Consider the following 19,661-nt stretch of genomic DNA (forward strand, 5'->3'; position numbering starts at 1 on the left):
AATAACTTCTCTTCTTTTTATTATTTTGAGTTATTCTTTTCTTCACTTTGCACACTAAAGTTAAATTTAGTCAGTGCATGCGGTGTTATTCGTAATACCTTCGGATTTTCACTAATTACTGTCATCCCTGTAGGCAATGAATCGCTGTCGACTTTTACAAGGAATTGTTTTCCTTTTTTATCTAATACCCATTGATCAGGTACGTGATAACGACCATATTGATCGGTTTCTATAATGATCCCTTCAACGGTTAATAACCTTACTCCTGGAATACCATCTTCATATAAGCCTATATTTTCGATGATAATTTCCCACAAATAATGGTCACCATCTTTATAGAGATTACGAGTAACATTCAGATTTTCACCTGTTAGTCCTTCTTGTCTGTCACCGGTATGGTTTGTTATTACACTGTCGTCTTTTTTAAACAGGATATGAGTGCCATCTTCAGTTTCTACAGTAAAATCAAACTTATCTTTAGTGATTGTTGCAAATTGCAATACTGCCTTGTTTCCTTCTGGCAAAGTCCTATTTCTCGATAAACCAAATAGATGATCAATAACTATACTTTTATTGATAGGTGCAATATCGCTTTCGCTTACGTTTTCTTCTTGACCTAAAATCTCTAAGGTTGTTGAATTTGATATGTACGCTGACCTAGGTATATCTGCGGTGATTTTAATCTCATAAGCCGTTGCTTCTGCTTGGTAGCCATCGCCGTTATGATCTTCAAATACTTTCCCAATAATTGATGCGGTATCAAATAACTTATCAGGCGTAATTTCAACGGTAGCACTACTCATGTTTGACTTAATTTGCAGAGGCCCACTCGTCATTCCTTCTGCTGGTGTCATGGCATAAGCTGTATTGACATAACTACCAAAGGTTGCACCAACGGTTACTCGCAACAAATAACGAACACGCACCTTTTCTTGAATAGTGGAACCACTTGAACCATACGCAAGCATATCGCCAATATTAAATGTTAATACATTAGTAATACTTGGTTCTTGAGTATTAAATACATCATCAAATGTATCGAACTGTCCATCAGGTCCACTGTTTGTTATTTCAGTTGAACCTTCCACATATTGAAAACCCGAAGGGTATCTATCTTCTAATTTCACCCCTTTAAATTCAGCTTCATTATGATTTTCAATGATGACTTCGTACTCAATGACATCACCCACTTGAGCTGAGTCTTTAAGTGCTTGTTTGGTTACTTGCAGTTCACCTTCATTATCTGCAAACTTCTTAACATGAATAGTTACGCTGTCTTCCGCCGTTATTCCTCCCGGAGTCGTGGCAGTAAATGTGTTAGTTATATCATCATCAAGACCTTTACCAATTTGACCAACAATGATGATTTCAAATGCGTTACCTTCATATGCTTTTAGCGTTTGAGTTGAATCTAAATCAACCGAACTTTGAGTATCTACAACAGCGCCACTTGGAAATTCAATGATTTTTGCCGTCCATTCAGTAAATAATGGGTTGCCATTTGCACCTTGTAGTTTTGATATTTCATCAACTAGGCGAACTCCCGTCACGTCTGAAGAACCTCGGTTAGTGACACCTAAAGTGAAGGTAATTTCATCATCATCATTGGTATATTCTGATTTATCTGCCACTTTTTTAACCATAAGGACCACTTCTTCTGGTTTTAAAATGGCGGTTGAATCAATGCTCGTTGTGCCATCATCCATACTTGCGGTATTGCTTATTTCTCCTAATGCATCAGGATTAACAACACCACTAACAATAAAATCGACAGTAGCATTTGGGGCAAGGTTGATAGTTACATCAAGATCACTTCCGATAGGTAGTGGATCTATTGTTGTTGTGTCGTATTTGTCATTTTGTATTTCATAATCAATACGCCAAGAGCTGAACGCATCTTCAGTTCCACCTAAAATAGTTGTTACTTTTAAGTCACTAATTAAGTCAGTTACTTTAATATTTTGAGCAAAACTAGCGGCATTATTCACTAATGTGATATGGAATTCAGCTTCTTCTCCTGCAACATAATTTCCTTCTTGAGTGCCATCTTTTAATGTTTTTTCAAATGAAACACTTTGAAGTTCTGGTTTTAACTCTGCTTCTTTAGTTATGGTTACGACATTAAAATCCATAACGGCTGTATTTTTAATGATACCTACTGCTTTTTGATTTACATCGCCACTGACTGTAAAAGTTACAGTATCTAACGGAGCTAAATCGATATTCACTTCGATATCTTCATTAATAGTGGCACTTGTTCGGGTAATAACCGTATTCGGGTCATTGGCTTCTACATCTAATACCCAGTGACTAAATGCTTGCTCTGTTGTTCCGTCAATCGTCTCGACGGTTAATGCTGATATGATGTCATCAACTTTTATGTCATCTGCAAAGCCATTAGTTTCATTTTTAACCGTAATAATGAAATCAGACGACTCCCCTGGAACATAAAACTCTACCGGCGCTTCTTTTGTTAAAGTCACTGTTGGAATAATCGGAACACTGATCGCTTCAGCCGTTTGTGATACACCATCTAATTCAACCGTTACTGTATTTTTTACCTCACCGTGAATCGTAGGTAACAATACTGCACTCAGTGTAATAGTTAGCTCATCATTTGGTGCTATTTCGATGGTTCCATTCATATCACCTGAATGTATAGTTGGAATGGTTGTCTCACCCGTTAATGAGCTACCACTAATGGTTATTGAATTAGGGTCAAAAGCAGTAATGGTTGTACCGTCAATCGTTGTACTTTCAATCTTTGATAAAAAATCACTGATTTGAACGTCTTTCGCCCATGCGCCAGTCGTGTTTGTCACTTTAATGGTGTAAGTCAGCGTATCTCCCGCCTCATACACTGGTTTATCAATGGTTTTACTCACCGTTAACGCCGCTAATTCAGGTGTGTATGTTGCTTCTGCTCTTTTTAATTTATTTTCGGCATCAGTTACGTTAACGATGTTGGTAATGTCTCCCATTGCCTTATCATTAACTTGCCCTTCAAGATGCAGTTGGATCTTATGCGACGGTGCAATGTTATAGTTGACTTCATAACCCGATGACCCGATAATTTCACTACCAGATATCGGCTGAGATAATGACGGTTCTGCGCCAACCACAGTTATATTTGTTATATCCCACTGTGCAAATACTTGCCCATCACGAGCCTGCCCCGCAAAATCCGTTTTAATACTTTTACTTAAATCACTAATATTAACGTTAGTTAGGTAACCACCACCTATGTTTTCAACTTCAACATCAAAACCAATTACTTCTCCAGGAACATAGGTTGCTGGTGTTTTTGTTGCTGATTTTGATACGGTTAATTCTCCCTTTTCAGGTACGATATAACCAACATCAACGCGATAATCAGCTCCATTGATCGTTACTGTATTTGTAAATTGGCCAATAGCATCTTTACGTATTACCCCAGAGATCTTAATTTCAACTTCAGTCAATGTTGAATCAAGATGTCTTGCTGCCATTTTTATTACAGAATTAATATCACCACTCGTAGGTAAACTGCTTATATCCGTATAACTTGGTGTCGAATCATGATCACCGTCGGAGATAACCTTAGAAACTATAGTCCAAGATTCTAATGCCGATTTCATCGTTCCATCTGCCGTTTCCACCATGAATGATGAAATGAGATCAACAATCGTTACTTCAGTATTAGTATCCGATTTATTTAATATACGAATGGTATAGTTGATCGACTGTCCAGGTGTATAACTATCGATATCAGATTGTTTGATTGCAATAATTTTTGCGGTTCCGGCATCAAGTGTTACATCGTTAGTATTAGTACCATCAACTTGTGCAATATTAGTGATTGACCCGGTTGCATCGTTCGAAACAGTGCCCGATATTTCAAATTTAACCGTATCTCCTGACATTAAATCGAATGTGGCATTCAGATCAGATGTCCCTTCATATTGACCAGTAATAGAAAAACGAGACGGATCGGGTTGCTCAAGTAAATGAACATTAGTTAATGAAAATGCACTGCCACCATCTGATGTTTTAATTGAGCTTACAATATCTTTAATTACTACATCATTAGCTGTACCTTCCCCGTCATTTCTTACGATCACCTCATAAGTGACTTGACCACTAGGGTTATATTGGCAGCCACTTCCTGTTGATGATGGAAAAGAACAAGTACTACTGTCTGCTGTCGTATTGGTTACTAATTTTTCAAAAACAAGTTTTGGTGCGACAGGAGGAATAGGATCCGTATTGACGGTATTATTTCCACCAATAGCGGTGTTTGCGTCAACAATACCAACAGCATCAGTACGAATTTGTCCTGTGATTGTGAACGTTATCTCTTCCATTGGTGCGATATCAAGCCCATCAGCTTCTTTAATATCAACATCCCCTTTGGGATCATAATCAAGAGGTTTAGTATCAACGCTACCATTTAAACCTGTTGTTACAACATCAGTAATGTTGGTATTGATTAATGCAGATTCGATACCTCCACCAATCACTTCCACTTTTATCTCAGAAAGCAGATCTTGAATAATGGTGTTATCACGCCATACAGGTTGAATATTCTTAACAATAAATTGATATTCAACCGTATCACCCGGTTTATAAGTATCACCACGACTGTATGGTTTCCCACCCACTGAAATAATGGTTTTTGTCACTTCTAAGCCTGAAGGATCTGAAGTAATGTTTGATTTTGGAAGATTACTACCGCCATAAGTTGGCGTAATTTTTATCGCATCCAAACTGTCATCACGAATTTGCGATTCCATTACAAAATCTATCCATCCATTTGGGGCGATTGACACGGATGGAATATCAATATCTGCATTATTTCCACCGACAAAACCACCAATAGAAGTCGTTGGTTCGCCTGATGTTGTTGCTGTTACTGTCCAGCCATTCGGTTGATACACAGACGCTTTATCGTTATTACCTTGACCTACAGCGGTTTGTGCTAATCGTACTTTAAGCTCTGAAAACTTTTCAATAAGAGCCTTTCCATATTCAAGACCATCACCTGTGTTTTCAATTCGCAGATGATAAAAGACCTTTTGTTGATCTGTTTGATGGTTGTAGGTTTTCTTAACACTAGTCAGTGCATTATCAGAATAAGCTTTATGTAGTTTGTTTAATGCTACAGGTAGCATCACTGAACGATCTGATGTCACGGTATGTCGACCATCAATCAAGGCACTATTTTTAAATTCACCTACTGCATTTTCAACAATATGAGCTTTAATTTTATACCTAACATATGAGCCAAGCGGATCTGAACTTTTAGCAGCTAAATCAAATTCTGTATCAATATCTCTATTATCTTGAACATGTCCAGGATTGGATATTGGGCTTCTGTCCGTCTCAGTGACAATCTGCCAACTATCAAACGCTGGACATTGTTCTATTGAGCCAGTTGTTACATTGTAACAATCAGTTTTAATTGAACGAATTCGGTCAGTGATAGTAATGTCGTTTAAGTGAACTTCATTATCATTGGTTATTTCTATTTGATACTCAATAAATCCATCGGGTTTATAGCCAGCAAGACCACTACTCAACTTGGTCACACCATCAGTATCATAATAAGCAAGAATCGATTTTGAATACTCAAACTTTTGAGCATCGGGTTTAGATAATGCACTTACACGATCACCATTAACCGATAATATATTAATAATATCGCCTATTGCTGTTGGGTTTACCGTAGTAGTAACAACATAATCAATGGTAGCTCCCGCTGGGATTGAAGCTCTTGTATTTAAATCTCTACCATCCGTAGTGGTTCCAACTTGAACATTACTGCCTGGTGCATCGCCACTCACTTGAGGGTCAATCGTCCACCCCGGCAAAAATGCGGATCCCATCGTTCCATCAACTAACTCAACTTGTACTTTTGATATTTCATCTAGAACAGGGATATCATAAGCATTGCCCTTACCATCATTAGTAATAATCAGGTGATAAGTTAATGCCTCGCCAGGTTTATAGTTTAATTCATCCACTTCTTTAGAGAAGGTTAAGTGGAACTCATTTGGACGTACCGTTATTCCACCGATCGTAATATCACCAACGGCATCATTACGAACAATTCCTTTCACTGTATAAAGAACATAGTCTCCACCAGCAACATCAATGGTAGTATCAATGTTCTTATTATCTTCCACCACACCATCTAGAGTGCCATTGGTTGTGCCTTTTCCACCATTCGTATCATCTTTGTCTACGGTAACGCTAAACGTATCTAAAAATGGGTTAGCTGACGACCCATCCATCAATAAAACATTTAAACCAAGAATATCTTCCAATACCTTATGGTTATTTAAATACCCAGTTTTAGATAGTACTTTAACGGTATAAGTCAGTTCATCACTAGGACTGTAGTATTGGTTAGGACTACCATTAACGAGCAAATTTCGAATCGTATCTGCACCGTTCCAAGCGATTTCATTTTCGTGATGAGATACGTGTGATGCTTCATCCACTTCACCAAAATCACGATATACATACGCATCATTTGGCAATAAATTCGTTTGAGAGCCAGATATAACGGTACCGACATAGTTATCTTTTACTTTGGCTTTAATCTGAAAGATTTTAGCTTCTTGTGGTGCAAGTTCTAACGTGTTACCAGAGCCTTTAACAGGGTAAATAAAATCTTCATTAGTGCTAGGGCCAAACGCACTTTCACCATCTAATTTTATCTGCCAATATTCAAAAGGAGACTTATCTAAATCATCTTGGAAATGATCGTCTTTATCATTCGCTAGCACAGATTTAATTTCTGACATCAGGTCAGCAACGGTTAATCGATCAGCGGTGACCGTTGAGCTATTATTAAATAGTGTGATGGTGTAAGTGATGTCCTCACCGGGTACCACTTTTACCTTATCTGATGTTTTTAAAATTGAAACATTAAATTTTTCGGTAACGACATCTTTACCAATTTCAGCGGTTGATGAATGATCAGTTCCCGTTGCAGGATCGTGAATTTCAGCGGTGTTTGATATTTCTTCTTTTGCATAATCTGATTTTACGACACCGGTTACAGAATACACAACATACCCCATACCACCAAAGGAGCCCGCAGATTCTTGTGGATCAATATCAATTTTTGAATTTATGTTATTTCCATCTTGCCAATTTGACTTATCGTCTGCAAAACTGCCACTATTAAGATGTCCTTCCGTTGATGCCTCTATTTTCCAGCCGGGTTCAAAAACATCCATTCCAATAATGTCATCTTTTACATCAACATCATTTGCAAAACCTGCGCCTTTGTTAAAAATGTAAATATCAAAAGTAACTTCTTTACCTATTTCAAAATGCTCATTACTGCTGGTTTTTGTCACAAATACATCTGGGTCTTTAGGCCTAACCCATGCATTGTCACTATTTGATTTTCCGTTATCTGGCGTAGTTACTGTTGCAATATTATTAAAACTACCCCACACGATTTTGTTAGGGTTAGTACGGTCAATTTGTGCTGTGATCGTATAAATTATACGAACATTAGGTGGAATTTGGGCTGTAGTATCAAGATCCTTATTATTTTCAACAATACCAACATCCGTAGCAGCTAACAGATCAGCTTCTTCTTGCGCTGACAAACCAGCTGTATCAACAACCTCTTTGTCTACATCAATCGTCCACGTAGTAAAAACAGGCATTAATGTATTATCAGGTTCTAACATATCAGCTTGAATGGTAGATATTGGATCAATCACATTTACATTCGTAGCATAACCATTTGATTTATCATTTTTTAATACCAACTGATAAGTAATTTCTGTTGCAGGTTTAGAATAAGAAGTTTGTTCACCACTAAATGACGTCGCTCCATTCACCTTTACTGATTTGTTTATCGAAACCGTAAAATCTCTAGGTACAGAACCTCTATCCGCAATGGCTTTTCCATCAACAATCACTTCATTGGTAATTGTGCCATTTGCGGTATTAGATGTTCTCGCTTTTACTGTGTATGTTACGATTGTTTTCGGCTCAATCGTTGCTTCAACATCTAAAATATCAGGAGATGTAATAACTCCAACTATCCCTGTATCTGTTGACGTAGCAGGCGTACCATCAATATGCTCGGCGTTTGCCGTAATAGCCCAGCTTGAATAAGCAGGTACAGGAGTTCCATTGATGCTATCTACCATGATAGATGCAAGATCATCAACTACTGGTACTTGGTTAGCAAAACCATCACCATTATTCGTTACTTTAATAGTGTAAGTAAGTAATTGTCCTGCTGAGTAATAATATGAATCGACATCTTTGGTTACAGAAAGACTATCGTCAGGCATTTCAACCCCTGTTCCACCTTCGGATATGTCATCAGAACAACTTGGATCATCATCAATAATGGTTCCAACACTCGTGTCATTTACGATTGCTGTTAATTTATAAGTTACTTTTTTACCTGGTGCGATATCAGGTGATATGGCTAAATCCCCAGTCTGACTCGCGCCATAATTAAATTTACCTGCGTCAGTACCAATCTTGTCTTTGCCGTCCGTAACTTCCAACTTCCAAGATTTAAATGCGCTCCCTTGGCCAGCACCACCAGCTTGCTCTGTTTTTATACATGATAATTTATCTACAATTATCAAATTATTAGCAAAGTATTTATTAGATGTATTCTCAACAGTAATGTCATAGACAACTGAACCACCAGGAACATACTCACTCTGAGCAGTATCTTTCGTGATTTTTATTTCCGAATCACTTGTTTGTAATACTCTCTCTGCATCAATCGGTGTTGAAATTTGGCTTGTTGAACCTGCAAGAGTACCGTCAGATTTAAGTACTTTTGCAATTAAATTATTGATTGTTCCAACAGTTACAGGAGTAATAATAGTTTTTATCGAATAATCAATGGTTTCATTTGGGTAAACCGATACTAAATCATCAAAAACAGCATCTGATAATGAACCACTGGTATTCAACGCAGAAATAGAATGTGTACCTATGCTATCAACTTTCGCGATCCATGATTGATAAGGGTTACCTTGGACATCGGTGTGATCATACTTTGCTTCATCTAAATCATTACCTAATGTTGATAATAATGTAGCGATATTATGTTGAACTCGATAATTATGAACGATTCCACCACCAGTATTTCCAACACTAAGACGAATAAGCATCTCACCATTAATCAAATAAGGCGAAGTTTGATCAAATTCATGTAATGTTATTTCCAATTGGCCATTCGAAGGTGGTGTCGTTAATTCGTTACTATTTATACTACCATCTTTGGTATTCGAAACCGCAGAGGTGACAATGTCACCAACTAACGTATCTACAACAGTGGCTTTAATCGTATAAGTTAAATTTCCACCTACATCAATTACAGCATCAATTACTTCTAAGTCACCTTGCGAAGGGAAAGAGCCAATATCACTATTTCCCCCACTCTTTTTTGCACTAATGGCCACGGATGAAAATGGCGAAATTAATGTCCCGTCAATTGACTCAACCGATAAAGAAGCAAAAAGTTGATTAATAGATAAATGCTGTACTTTATAACTACCTGTATTTTGGGCTACAAGTGTATAGGTTATTTGTTGACTAAGTTTATATTCACTTTTATCTGCAGAAAGTGTTAATGAATATTCATATGGCGCGGGCTTAACAATAGCTATATTTGAATCAATTGTTTCCGTATCTGTTGTCGCTGTAGCTTGAACTGAAATATCATCTTGAGCAAGTTCTGATACATTTGCTAAAACGGTATAAGTTAATGTACCACCTGAGTTTAATTTTGCATTGGAAACAATAAGGTCACCAGATGTATTAAAATCCCCTTTATTAGAGAACCATGTAGCCTTTCCAGAAATTTCTGTCGATTGAAATGCAAGCTCACTGCCTGACATCACAGATAAAAAATCAGCGGAAAGAGAAATATTATCAATGGTATTCGATGTTAAATTATCAACAGTGATGGTATAAGCCACTTCGCTACTATTTTCATAAATAGTCGTATCAGAAGAGACATTAACAGATAAATCAGCTGCAGAAACATGGTTTATCTGCAACAAAGAACTCACAAAAAAGATCATCATACTTATCAGAGTACAATTCAATCGTAAAAATGATTTCATATTTTAATTTATCCAACCCACAACATGTTAAAAATTCAAACTCAAGGTTAATCACTTCCCTTGTCAATCGAACAAGAACCGCAAAGGTGTCAATTAAATATTAATTTAACTTAAATTTTGTATCATTTGTGAGAGTAATTATTAAATCAAGAGTTATAGCAATCAATTATTCATAAATGAGCACAAGGTATTATTTTTTTAATGAAAAGAACTAAATACATTGACCAAATAAATACCATTTAAGGCGCGATTATGTTTTGTTTCATCGAATTCCCTACTCAGCAAATTCTTAACTTTGAAACACTTAATCTGTGATTTCACTCGATTTTTCCTTTTCGTTCATTTGCTTAATTTAATTGATTCAGATATCAATACTGGAACGTATAAGGAGTTACGAATGCTATTGGCAACACAGGACGAGTTTCAAACTCATTTATTCATTGATGACGCAGGTTCATATTGCGCTCAATATGACGGCTTCATTTTGAGAAGTGTTTTCCAACCAATATTTGATAAACAAATGAATATTTTTGGTTATGAAGCATTGCTTAGAATTCAAGACTCAAATGCTCAGCCAATCAGACCCGACCTTTTCTTTTCGGACTTATCTCGCACCTTAGAACAGATATTAAATATCGAACGCTTAAGTCGCGTTATTCATATCCGCAACTTTTCTACCTTTGCTCCATTAAATTGCAAACTATTCTTAAATGTTTTACCTGAATCTGCAGTCCTTCTTTATACCAGTCATTTACCTGATATAAATGCAATGCTATTAGAGTCAAGAATCAGTGCATTAAATCTATCTCCACAAAACATCGTATTTGAATTAGTAGAATTTCATTACCAAGATGAAAAGAGGCTCATCAATGCTATCGAGATGATCAAAGAGCACGATTTTTTTGTCGCTATTGACGATTATGGATCGGAAGCCTCTTCTGCAAAAAGAGTTTCACAATTAAACCCAAACGTAATTAAAATCGACCGAGCTCTATTATTAAAGTATGAAGCTGGCGTCAAAGCTCCTCTTTTATCTGCACTTTCTATAGCAAAAATACAAGATGCTTTAACGATTGTTGAAGGTGTTGAAACACCTCATCAATATGAGCTAATGAAAAAATTAAATATTGGTTATTTTCAAGGTTTCCTGCTTGGAAAACCATTACCTTTACACGAACAAAATCATCAAGCGGCTTAACTCTTCTTAATGAGTAACAGCTGGATAAACATCCATCTGTTACTCAAAATCACCTGTAACATTTATATTCTCATATTGATTCCTATATTGAGGATAGCCCTGCTTATCTAAACAGAATTCATACCTATACTGCACAGAAATAAAAAATTAAAACTCGATATTTCAATAAATTAAATTTAATTCCCCTCTACTAGCTCTAAATGGTATGTGTATTGCTTGATACATAGATAATCGAATAATACATCGAGTTTTTTCACGCGTTAGAGCTTTCATTTTTTGAGAGCGTCTCATCAAGATTGAGTAGAGGCTGACTATGAAATACAAACAACTTATACCGATTATTGCCCTCGCTACTGCGAGCATTCCTATTCATGCAACCATCGTTGATTTGGACTTTTCAAATCATATTGAAGACACCAATCTAAATAATAGTTTTGGTCCCTCATATGATGGCCCTGTTATGCACTTCCTAAACGTTGGTGTTCATAACGGTAAAACTATTGATGCGAAGATAAGCAGCCGAATTATTGGTGATGCCACTTTCCTATACCACACACCTAATTATAAAGAAGGTTCAACACAACCTAGTGGAGATATTGGTTTCCTTTACCAAACAAACTCTCCAGGCCCTGCTGGTCTTATTTATACTTTTGAATTTTTTGATGGAACCGATGGATTATCTGGTACTTTTTCAATTCCTTATACTATCCCTGAATTTGAGATGATTGGTTACGATATAGATGGTGAGCCAGTACAATCAGAGCAAGTTCGTGTATATAAAAACGAAGGGTTTTTCAGCTATCAAACCGGTTCTGCCGGAGCAAGTCTAACAGCAGAAGAAAGTCCTGATGGTCTTTCTGTTTTGTTCACAGGTCCTGGCACAAACTATAATGAAACCGACACTTCAGGTGCTGTAAAATTTACCTATAAAAACACGTCTATTGTGACTCTTCAATTTGAAACCGTTACCGCTAGCAACAGTCCTTTGCCAAACCCAATTTTTTCTGCTTTTGATGGTAACTGGGATCTTGATGACTTTACTCCACCAATTGGAAGCTCTGATGAATCTGATTTTGGTGATGCTCCTGATAGCTACAACACCTTAAAATCCAATGACGGTGCAGAACATGCTATGACAAGTACCCTTTACTTAGGTAGTAGCGTCGATGCAGATACCGATGGCCAACCAGGGATCGCATCAAATGGTGATGATCTTGATGTTGACGGTAACGACGATGACGGTATCACTATCTTGACCAGTTTAGAAAAAGGCTTAGACGCCTTAATTAATGTAAATGCCAGTGGCAGTGGTTATTTACAAGCATGGGCTGATTGGGATATGAACGGTTCATTTGATGAAGGGGAACAAATTTTAACAAACCACCCAGTTGTGAGTGGCGTACAAATCGTTCCAATTAGAGTCAGCGATAGCGCAACTATAGGTTCTGTACAAACTCGTTTCCGTTTATCAAGCAACCCTAATATACCAAGCTCGGGTTACGTTGGTGATGGTGAGGTCGAAGACTATGTATTTGACGTTACTGACCCGGGAACAACAATTCAGCATTCTGGTTATTATACTGCAGCATTTGAGGATAACTGGCCTGAAATTGGTGATTTTGACTTAAATGATGTGGTTGCCTATTACCGAACTACTATTGTGAGTAAAGATGGTGAAGTATTACGATTTGATATCACTGGGACCATCATGGCATACGGAGCATCTTATGGTAACGGTCTAGGTTGGAAACTGAATGGTTTCTCTGAATCGGATATAAACCTATCGTTGGCTCGTTTAGAAAAAAATGGCGTGACTCGAGCGAATATTTCACCATTTACTGGCGAAGACAAATCTATCGCCTCTCCTGGTGGAGACTTGGTTGTTGTTGCCTCATTAAATCTACGAGAAGACATAATCATTAACGAAGAGTGTAAATTCCACCGTACAAATCCATCATGTAGTGCATCACTTGAATCAGAGCAGATGACATTTAGCATCTCACTTCCTTTCAATGATGGTAGTGAGCCTAGTGTAAGTTCACTATTGCCTCTAAATGGTGCTGACCCATTCATCTTTGCTGCAGGCTATGGCTTGTATCACGGTGATAGCTTCTCTACAGCGCCAGGGACAGATTTAGAAATTCACACAGCGGATTTCCCACCGACAAGTAAAGGGACATTGGTGAGCAGTTTCTATGGTATTGCTCAGGATGATTCAGACCCTGCAACAAGTAAATACTACCGTACAACCGGAAATCTTCCATGGGGGATATTAATTTCATCATCTTGGAATCATCCATCAGAATATATTGATATTGGTGATGCTTACCCAGACTTCGCTGAATGGGCAACATCAGGCGGTACAGAAAAAACAACTTGGTACCTTAACCCTACAGCTAGTAATACTTGGTCAACTGCTGACTAACAAGGAGGATTTATGAAACGAATTAATATATTACTAAGTATCGCCATCATTACTTTTCTTTCGGCATGTAGTGATTCGTCATCTGGTACATCGGGGGGAGCAGCACCTGCAGCGGCAGATGTACCTAAAAAAGAAAGCGGTATTAAAACAAGTGAGTTGTCGGTACCAGAAGGCTTTACATTCTCAACAGAACGAGAAGTCACTTTCGACCTTTCTGTTGCAAGCTCTCAAAGTGATCGAGGTTTTATGTCTATCTACACTGAATTTAATGAAGGTGCCGTAGACTATACATCTCAAATCATTCTAACCCCAATGAATGACAGTACCGAATTTAAAAGCAGTATGATGCTTCCAAACCACGTCGATAAGGTTTGGGTGGAAATTTGGTACCCTTCAGCACTAGGCAGTGAAATAAAGCAAATGATAGATATCGTTGATAATACTGTTGTTGCTACTTTATGAACATCATTAAAACTATGCATTAATTTAAACGGCCTATTTAGGCCGTTTTTTATACAAAATGACCAAGCAATACAAGGAGCTCTTTACACTTTCCACTTTACCGTTAAAATAACCCTTTTCGTTTTTAAAGGATTCACGCCATGTCCATCCAATGGTTCCCGGGACACATGCACAAAGCTCGTAAAGAGATTGAAGAAGTTGTGCCAAAAATCGATGTTATCATTGAAGTTCTTGACGCCCGTATTCCTTTTAGTAGTGAAAATCCGCTTATCTCTTCTATTCGTAAAGACAAGCCGTGTGTAAAAGTACTTAATAAGCGTGATTTATCGGATCCAGAAGTAACTCAACTTTGGATTGAGCATTTAGAAAAAGAACAAGGCGTAACTGCAATGGCGGTTACTACAGAAAACCCAGAAGAAATCCATAAAATCATGGAAGTATGTCGTAAACTTGTTCCTCACAGAGAGGCAATGGGGAAAAACGTTCGTACCATGATCATGGGTATTCCGAATGTTGGTAAGTCAACCATCATTAATACTTTAGCCGGTCGTACAATTGCTGTGACAGGTAACCAACCAGCGGTTACTCGCCGTCAACAACGCATTAATCTTCAAAACGGTGTGGTACTTTCTGATACCCCAGGAATTTTATGGCCAAAAGTTGAAAACCCACATAGTGGATTCCGTTTAGCGGCAACTGGTGCGGTAAAAGATACAGCAATGGAATATGACGAAGTTGCATTCTACACTGTTGAATATCTTGCTAAACAATACCCAGAACGTTTAAAAGAACGTTACAAGTTAGATGAACTACCAGACAATGATTTAGAACTAATGGAAGCGATTGGACGCAGCCGTGGTTGTTTACAAGCTGGTGGTCGAATCAACCTTTACAAAGCGTCTGAGATTTTACTTCATGAATTACGCTCAGGTGTTCTCGGTCAAGTCACTCTTGAATTACCAGAGATGATCACTGAAGAGTTAATTCAAGTTGAAATTGATGCCGCTCGTAAAGAAGAAGAAAAAGCGAAGAAAAAAGAAGAGCGTCGTAAACGTTATCTGAAAAACAAACGCTAATATTCCATTACAAAAATGCAAACGGGGAGCTTTACGCTCCCCTTTTTTATCTGTACATCAATATCAATTATTCAATGATCAGACTTAGCAATATTGTTTCTAACTGATCCCATGGAAGCAGTTGAGTATCAATCACTTCAAGTTTTGATTCCATTCCTTCAATACTTAACTGATTAACAGAGACGACACGATTAGCCACATTAAATGCATAACACCCTTTATCAGTATTCATTACCGCTTTAATCCGTTCTGCATTCAAATCTGATAACATCGAAAACAATTCTTCAAAATCAAACACTGATTCAGCGCCAAAAAACCATCCACAACTTACATAGCCTTGGCCTTTATTCTCTTTTCTGCAAAACTTCTGACCTGGTTCAAGAGCCATTTCGACAATATCTTGTTCAGCATGGTGGTGGTGATGTTCTTCAATCGTTAACTCAATAGTACGCTCTTCATCCAACCAAGATTGTGGTAGCTCACCATAATTTATCTTCGTTGTTTTAGGTTGAGTTGACAGTTCTTTTGCCCATGAATCAAATAAACATTCATCGTAATCTGAAACCATATCCATCTTAGTCGCGACAACGACATCAGAAATACCCAATTGATCATTAAAGTTTTGATTAGATACATACTTATCATCAGATAGGTTTCTTGGGTCAACAAGGCCAATCGTTGCTTTCAAATCAATGTACTTTTCATAGTTTTCTGATTGTAAAATAGCAATGATTTTTTTAGGGTGCCCTAACCCTGTTGGTTCAATAATTAAATGATCCGGTTTTTGTCTCAGTAACGCGTTAATCCCAACAGACATAGGAAGACCGGCAGTACAACACATACAGCCGCCAGGAACTTCTTTCACCATGGCACCGCCTTCAGCAAGAAAAGCACCATCAATGCCAATTTCACCAAATTCATTTACTAATACTGCCCAAGATTCATTCTCTGGTTTATTTTTTAGTAATTGTAAGATGGTGGTGGTTTTTCCTACACCTAGAAAACCCGTAATAATATTGGTTGGTATTTTTTTCATTTGCTTACTCTGTTGTGATGGTATTTTTTCATCATACCTCTACTGAGTCTCAACCTACTAATTTTTTTAATAAACAGCTCTACTTATCCTATAAAAACATTACAATAAGCACTTGATTTAGGTTATGTTAATAATATGTACAAACAACTTCACTATAGTGAACGTTGGCTAATAATTTTAAGGTTTAATTATGTTTAAATTCTTTGAGCGGTTAACGACTGCTTTTCCAAAACAAGAGCCCGACCAACCACCCAAAGGTTTGTATGCATTCTGTCGTCATTACACTAAAGGCTTTGAAGTTCCATTAATTAGCATGTCACTATTAAGTGCCGTTATTGCTATGATCGAAGTATCATTATTTGGCTTTATGGGACAGCTCGTTGATTGGCTATCAACTCATGATAGAGAAACCTTTTTAGCTCAAGAAGGACAAACATTACTACTGCTTGGTTTTTTAATTGTTGTTATTGTTCCTATCCTTTTATTTATACATTCTTTGCTAACGCACCAAACGTTATTAGGTAATTACCCAATGGCAATTCGTTGGCAAGCACACCGTTACTTATTAAAACAAAGTGTTTCATTTTACTCAGATGACTTTGCTGGTCGTATTGCAACAAAAGTAATGCAAACTGCTTTAGCCGTTCGTGAGACGGTAATGAAGTTATTAGATGTATTGGTTTATGTCTCTGTTTACTTTACTTCCATGGTTGTCATGGTTGGTCAAGCAGATTGGCGATTAATGTTGCCAATGCTCATTTGGTTTGCAGCTTACGTAGCGATTCAATTTCACTTTGTACCTAAACTTAAAGCTATTTCAGAACAACAAGCTGATGCTCGTTCAACAATGACAGGACGTGTGGTTGATAGTTACACCAACATCAACACAGTGAAACTCTTTAGCCACAGTAAGCGTGAGACTCAATACGCTGAAGAAGGAATGGAAGAGTTTCTAGGCACAGTTCACAAGCAAATGCGTTTAGCTACAGGCATTAATATTTCTGTTGAAATCATTAACTACTTATTGGTTTTCTCAATTGCAGCTGTATCTATTACCCTTTGGTTAGATAACGTTCTCAGTGTTGGTGCTATCGCTATTGCTATTAGTTTAGCTCTTCGTGTAAATGGCATGTCACACTGGATAATGTGGGAAATCAGCTCACTATTTGAAAACCTTGGAACGGTTACTGATGGTATTAACACCCTCTCTAAGCCTATTGAAATCACAGATAAAGAAAATGCTTCAGAGCTTAATGTGTCTAAAGGAACCATTAAGTTTGACAGTGTAAACTTTAACTATGGTGAAAATAAGAGCGTAATTAATGATTTGAATCTGGAAATTAAACCTGGTGAAAAAATCGGTTTAGTTGGCCGTTCAGGTGCAGGTAAATCAACACTTGTTAATCTGCTACTCCGTTTTCATGATGTTGAGTCAGGTTCGATATCTATTGACGGTCAAGATATTAGAGATGTCACTCAGGACTCATTAAGAAGCCAAATTGGTATGGTAAGCCAAGATACCTCCCTACTTCATCGTTCTATTCGCGATAATATAAAGTATGGCCGTCCAGATGCAACTGACGAAGAACTATTTGCAGCAACCAAACAAGCACAAGCACACGAGTTCATTGAAACCTTAACTGACTCTTTTGGTAGTAAAGGGTATGACGCACAAGTTGGTGAGCGTGGTGTGAAATTATCGGGAGGTCAACGCCAACGTATCGCTATCTCGCGTGTACTATTAAAAGATGCACCTTTACTAATTTTAGATGAAGCAACTTCAGCATTAGATTCTGAAGTTGAAGCTGCGATCCAAGATAGCCTTGATGAATTAATGCAAGGCAAAACTGTTATCGCCATTGCGCACCGTTTATCTACCATTGCAGCAATGGACCGCTTATTAGTGATGGATAAAGGTCAAGTTGTTGAGCAAGGCACACATAAAGAACTCGTTGCATTAGGTGGCATTTACGCTCAACTTTGGAACCATCAAACTGGTGGATTCATTAGCGAATAACATAAGTTCTAAGATAAATAAACACGCCGCTAACGTTTATGTAGCGTGTTTATATTATCTGGAATAATTTTATCTCCATTATCATTTAAGATACTGATTTGAAGTAGATTATTACTTGATTTTGAACTAGATTGTATCTATATATTTATAAATTAACGATATAAGGTTATAAACGAATGATAAGGCTACGTCCTTCACTGCTTATTATGATATTGCTTTATTTAGCATACGATAAAGCTGAAGCTCGTAACTTTACGCCTGCAAGCCAATTTGAAGAAGCCTTCGCAACATCATTAGTTTTATCAGACAGTAATATGATCACTTTCGGTATTGCTGACTTCAATCCAAACCGCTATTTATCTAAAGATGAAAATAACCCTGACAATGGTTTAGGTAGCAATGATTCCATTCAGCTGCGTAACCAAATGACAGTATATTCGTTACCCTATACTTTTGAGTTAACCGATGATCCTGACTCACGCTGGTCACATGAAATCACGGTAAGAGCTTCATATGTGAATACTGATGTTGATGTCGAGTTCAAAGATAAAACCTCACCCGATTCTGATTTAGATGAAATATTTGGTTTATATGCAGAATACGCCCAAAACTATGATTTCTATGAGAATTGGACTATTTCAGTTGGTAATGCCTTACATTTAATGCACTATCGAAATACTCATACTTATAATTCTGATTTCAGTCAGAGTTTCGCTCCTGTTTTAGACGGTCTGTACTACAACGTATCCAGTAATGCGTTCATTATTGAACCCAAAATTACTTTCCAATACAAAAAAGAAACCGATTGGGGTGAGTGGCGTTTTAACAACAGCTACCACTATGCTTATGGGCAAGGCTTTGGTGGCTCATCAGATTACAGCTCTGATGCAAATCCTGAAGTTTGGCGTTTCGTAAACAGCATTCAACTGCGATATAACATGGCACATTGGAATCGTTTAGCACAAGTTTTATACCTAAAAGCCAAACGAGTTGATCTTGGTGGAGACGCAAATGAACCACTTGGAACCGACTTTTATTATGAGTTCAATATTGCATGGTTAATCGATACGAGAAAGTGGATTTCTTTAGTTGATAATGTTGGAATCGGCTTCACATTTAACGTGGGTAGCGCCCTACGCGGCGGCAGCATTGTACTTTTTTACGATGAATAGCAACCAAATTTTTCATACTTATTTTCAATATTAACAGCGTATTCATATGTTTTACCATACGCTAACCCAACTCTATTAATAAAAATGATACTATCAGTCCCTGAAATCAGACAATATCTAGATTAAGAATGCATTAAAATACATGTATTCTTCATTTATTTTCGCATAA

Annotated in this window: 8 protein-coding genes; 6 read left to right on the top strand and 2 right to left on the bottom strand. The window is 37.4% G+C overall.

Going from position 1 to position 19,661, the window contains the following annotated elements; genetic code table 11:
• Window positions 1-20: 20 nt before the first annotated feature.
• Entirely contained in the window at window positions 21-10,106 is a 10,086-nt protein-coding gene (locus tag AVFI_RS18895) for a DUF11 domain-containing protein (protein WP_155662765.1), read from the bottom strand.
• Between the two features lie 397 nt (window positions 10,107-10,503).
• On the opposite strand from AVFI_RS18895, the gene AVFI_RS18900 reads away from it, so the two are divergent.
• The 4 genes from AVFI_RS18900 to ylqF all read left to right on the top strand — a co-directional run bounded on the left by AVFI_RS18900 (window position 10,504) and on the right by ylqF (window position 15,267).
• Window positions 10,504-11,304, top strand: a complete 801-nt coding sequence (locus tag AVFI_RS18900) for an EAL domain-containing protein (protein WP_012535613.1) — start codon at window positions 10,504-10,506, stop codon at window positions 11,302-11,304.
• Window positions 11,305-11,617: 313 nt separating this feature from the next.
• A complete protein-coding gene (locus tag AVFI_RS18905; RefSeq protein WP_188863654.1) occupies window positions 11,618-13,729 on the top strand; it encodes an LruC domain-containing protein in 2,112 nt (703 codons plus the stop codon).
• Between the two features lie 12 nt (window positions 13,730-13,741).
• The gene (locus AVFI_RS18910; RefSeq protein ID WP_005422687.1) at window positions 13,742-14,191 is read left to right on the top strand and encodes a lipoprotein; all 450 of its coding nucleotides are present in this window, start codon (window positions 13,742-13,744) and stop codon (window positions 14,189-14,191) included.
• A gap of 140 nt (window positions 14,192-14,331) precedes the next feature.
• The gene (gene ylqF, locus AVFI_RS18915) at window positions 14,332-15,267 is read left to right on the top strand and encodes a ribosome biogenesis GTPase YlqF (RefSeq protein WP_005422686.1); all 936 of its coding nucleotides are present in this window, start codon (window positions 14,332-14,334) and stop codon (window positions 15,265-15,267) included.
• A 67-nt stretch (window positions 15,268-15,334) separates the two neighbouring features.
• On the opposite strand, the gene AVFI_RS18920 is transcribed toward ylqF, so the two are convergent.
• Window positions 15,335-16,303: a CobW family GTP-binding protein gene (locus tag AVFI_RS18920; protein ID WP_155662767.1), complete on the bottom strand. Its 969-nt coding sequence runs from the start codon at window positions 16,301-16,303 to the stop codon at window positions 15,335-15,337.
• Between the two features lie 190 nt (window positions 16,304-16,493).
• Here AVFI_RS18920 and AVFI_RS18925 point away from each other — a divergent pair, with 190 nt between their 5' ends.
• The gene (locus AVFI_RS18925; RefSeq protein ID WP_188863655.1) at window positions 16,494-18,320 is read left to right on the top strand and encodes an ABC transporter ATP-binding protein; all 1,827 of its coding nucleotides are present in this window, start codon (window positions 16,494-16,496) and stop codon (window positions 18,318-18,320) included.
• 176 nt (window positions 18,321-18,496) lie between these two features.
• Entirely contained in the window at window positions 18,497-19,492 is a 996-nt protein-coding gene (locus tag AVFI_RS18930) for a Solitary outer membrane autotransporter beta-barrel domain (RefSeq protein WP_188863656.1), read from the top strand.
• The last annotated feature ends 169 nt before the right edge of the window (window positions 19,493-19,661 follow it).

The organism is Aliivibrio fischeri ATCC 7744 = JCM 18803 = DSM 507, assembly GCF_023983475.1.
Classification (GTDB): domain Bacteria; phylum Pseudomonadota; class Gammaproteobacteria; order Enterobacterales; family Vibrionaceae; genus Aliivibrio; species Aliivibrio fischeri.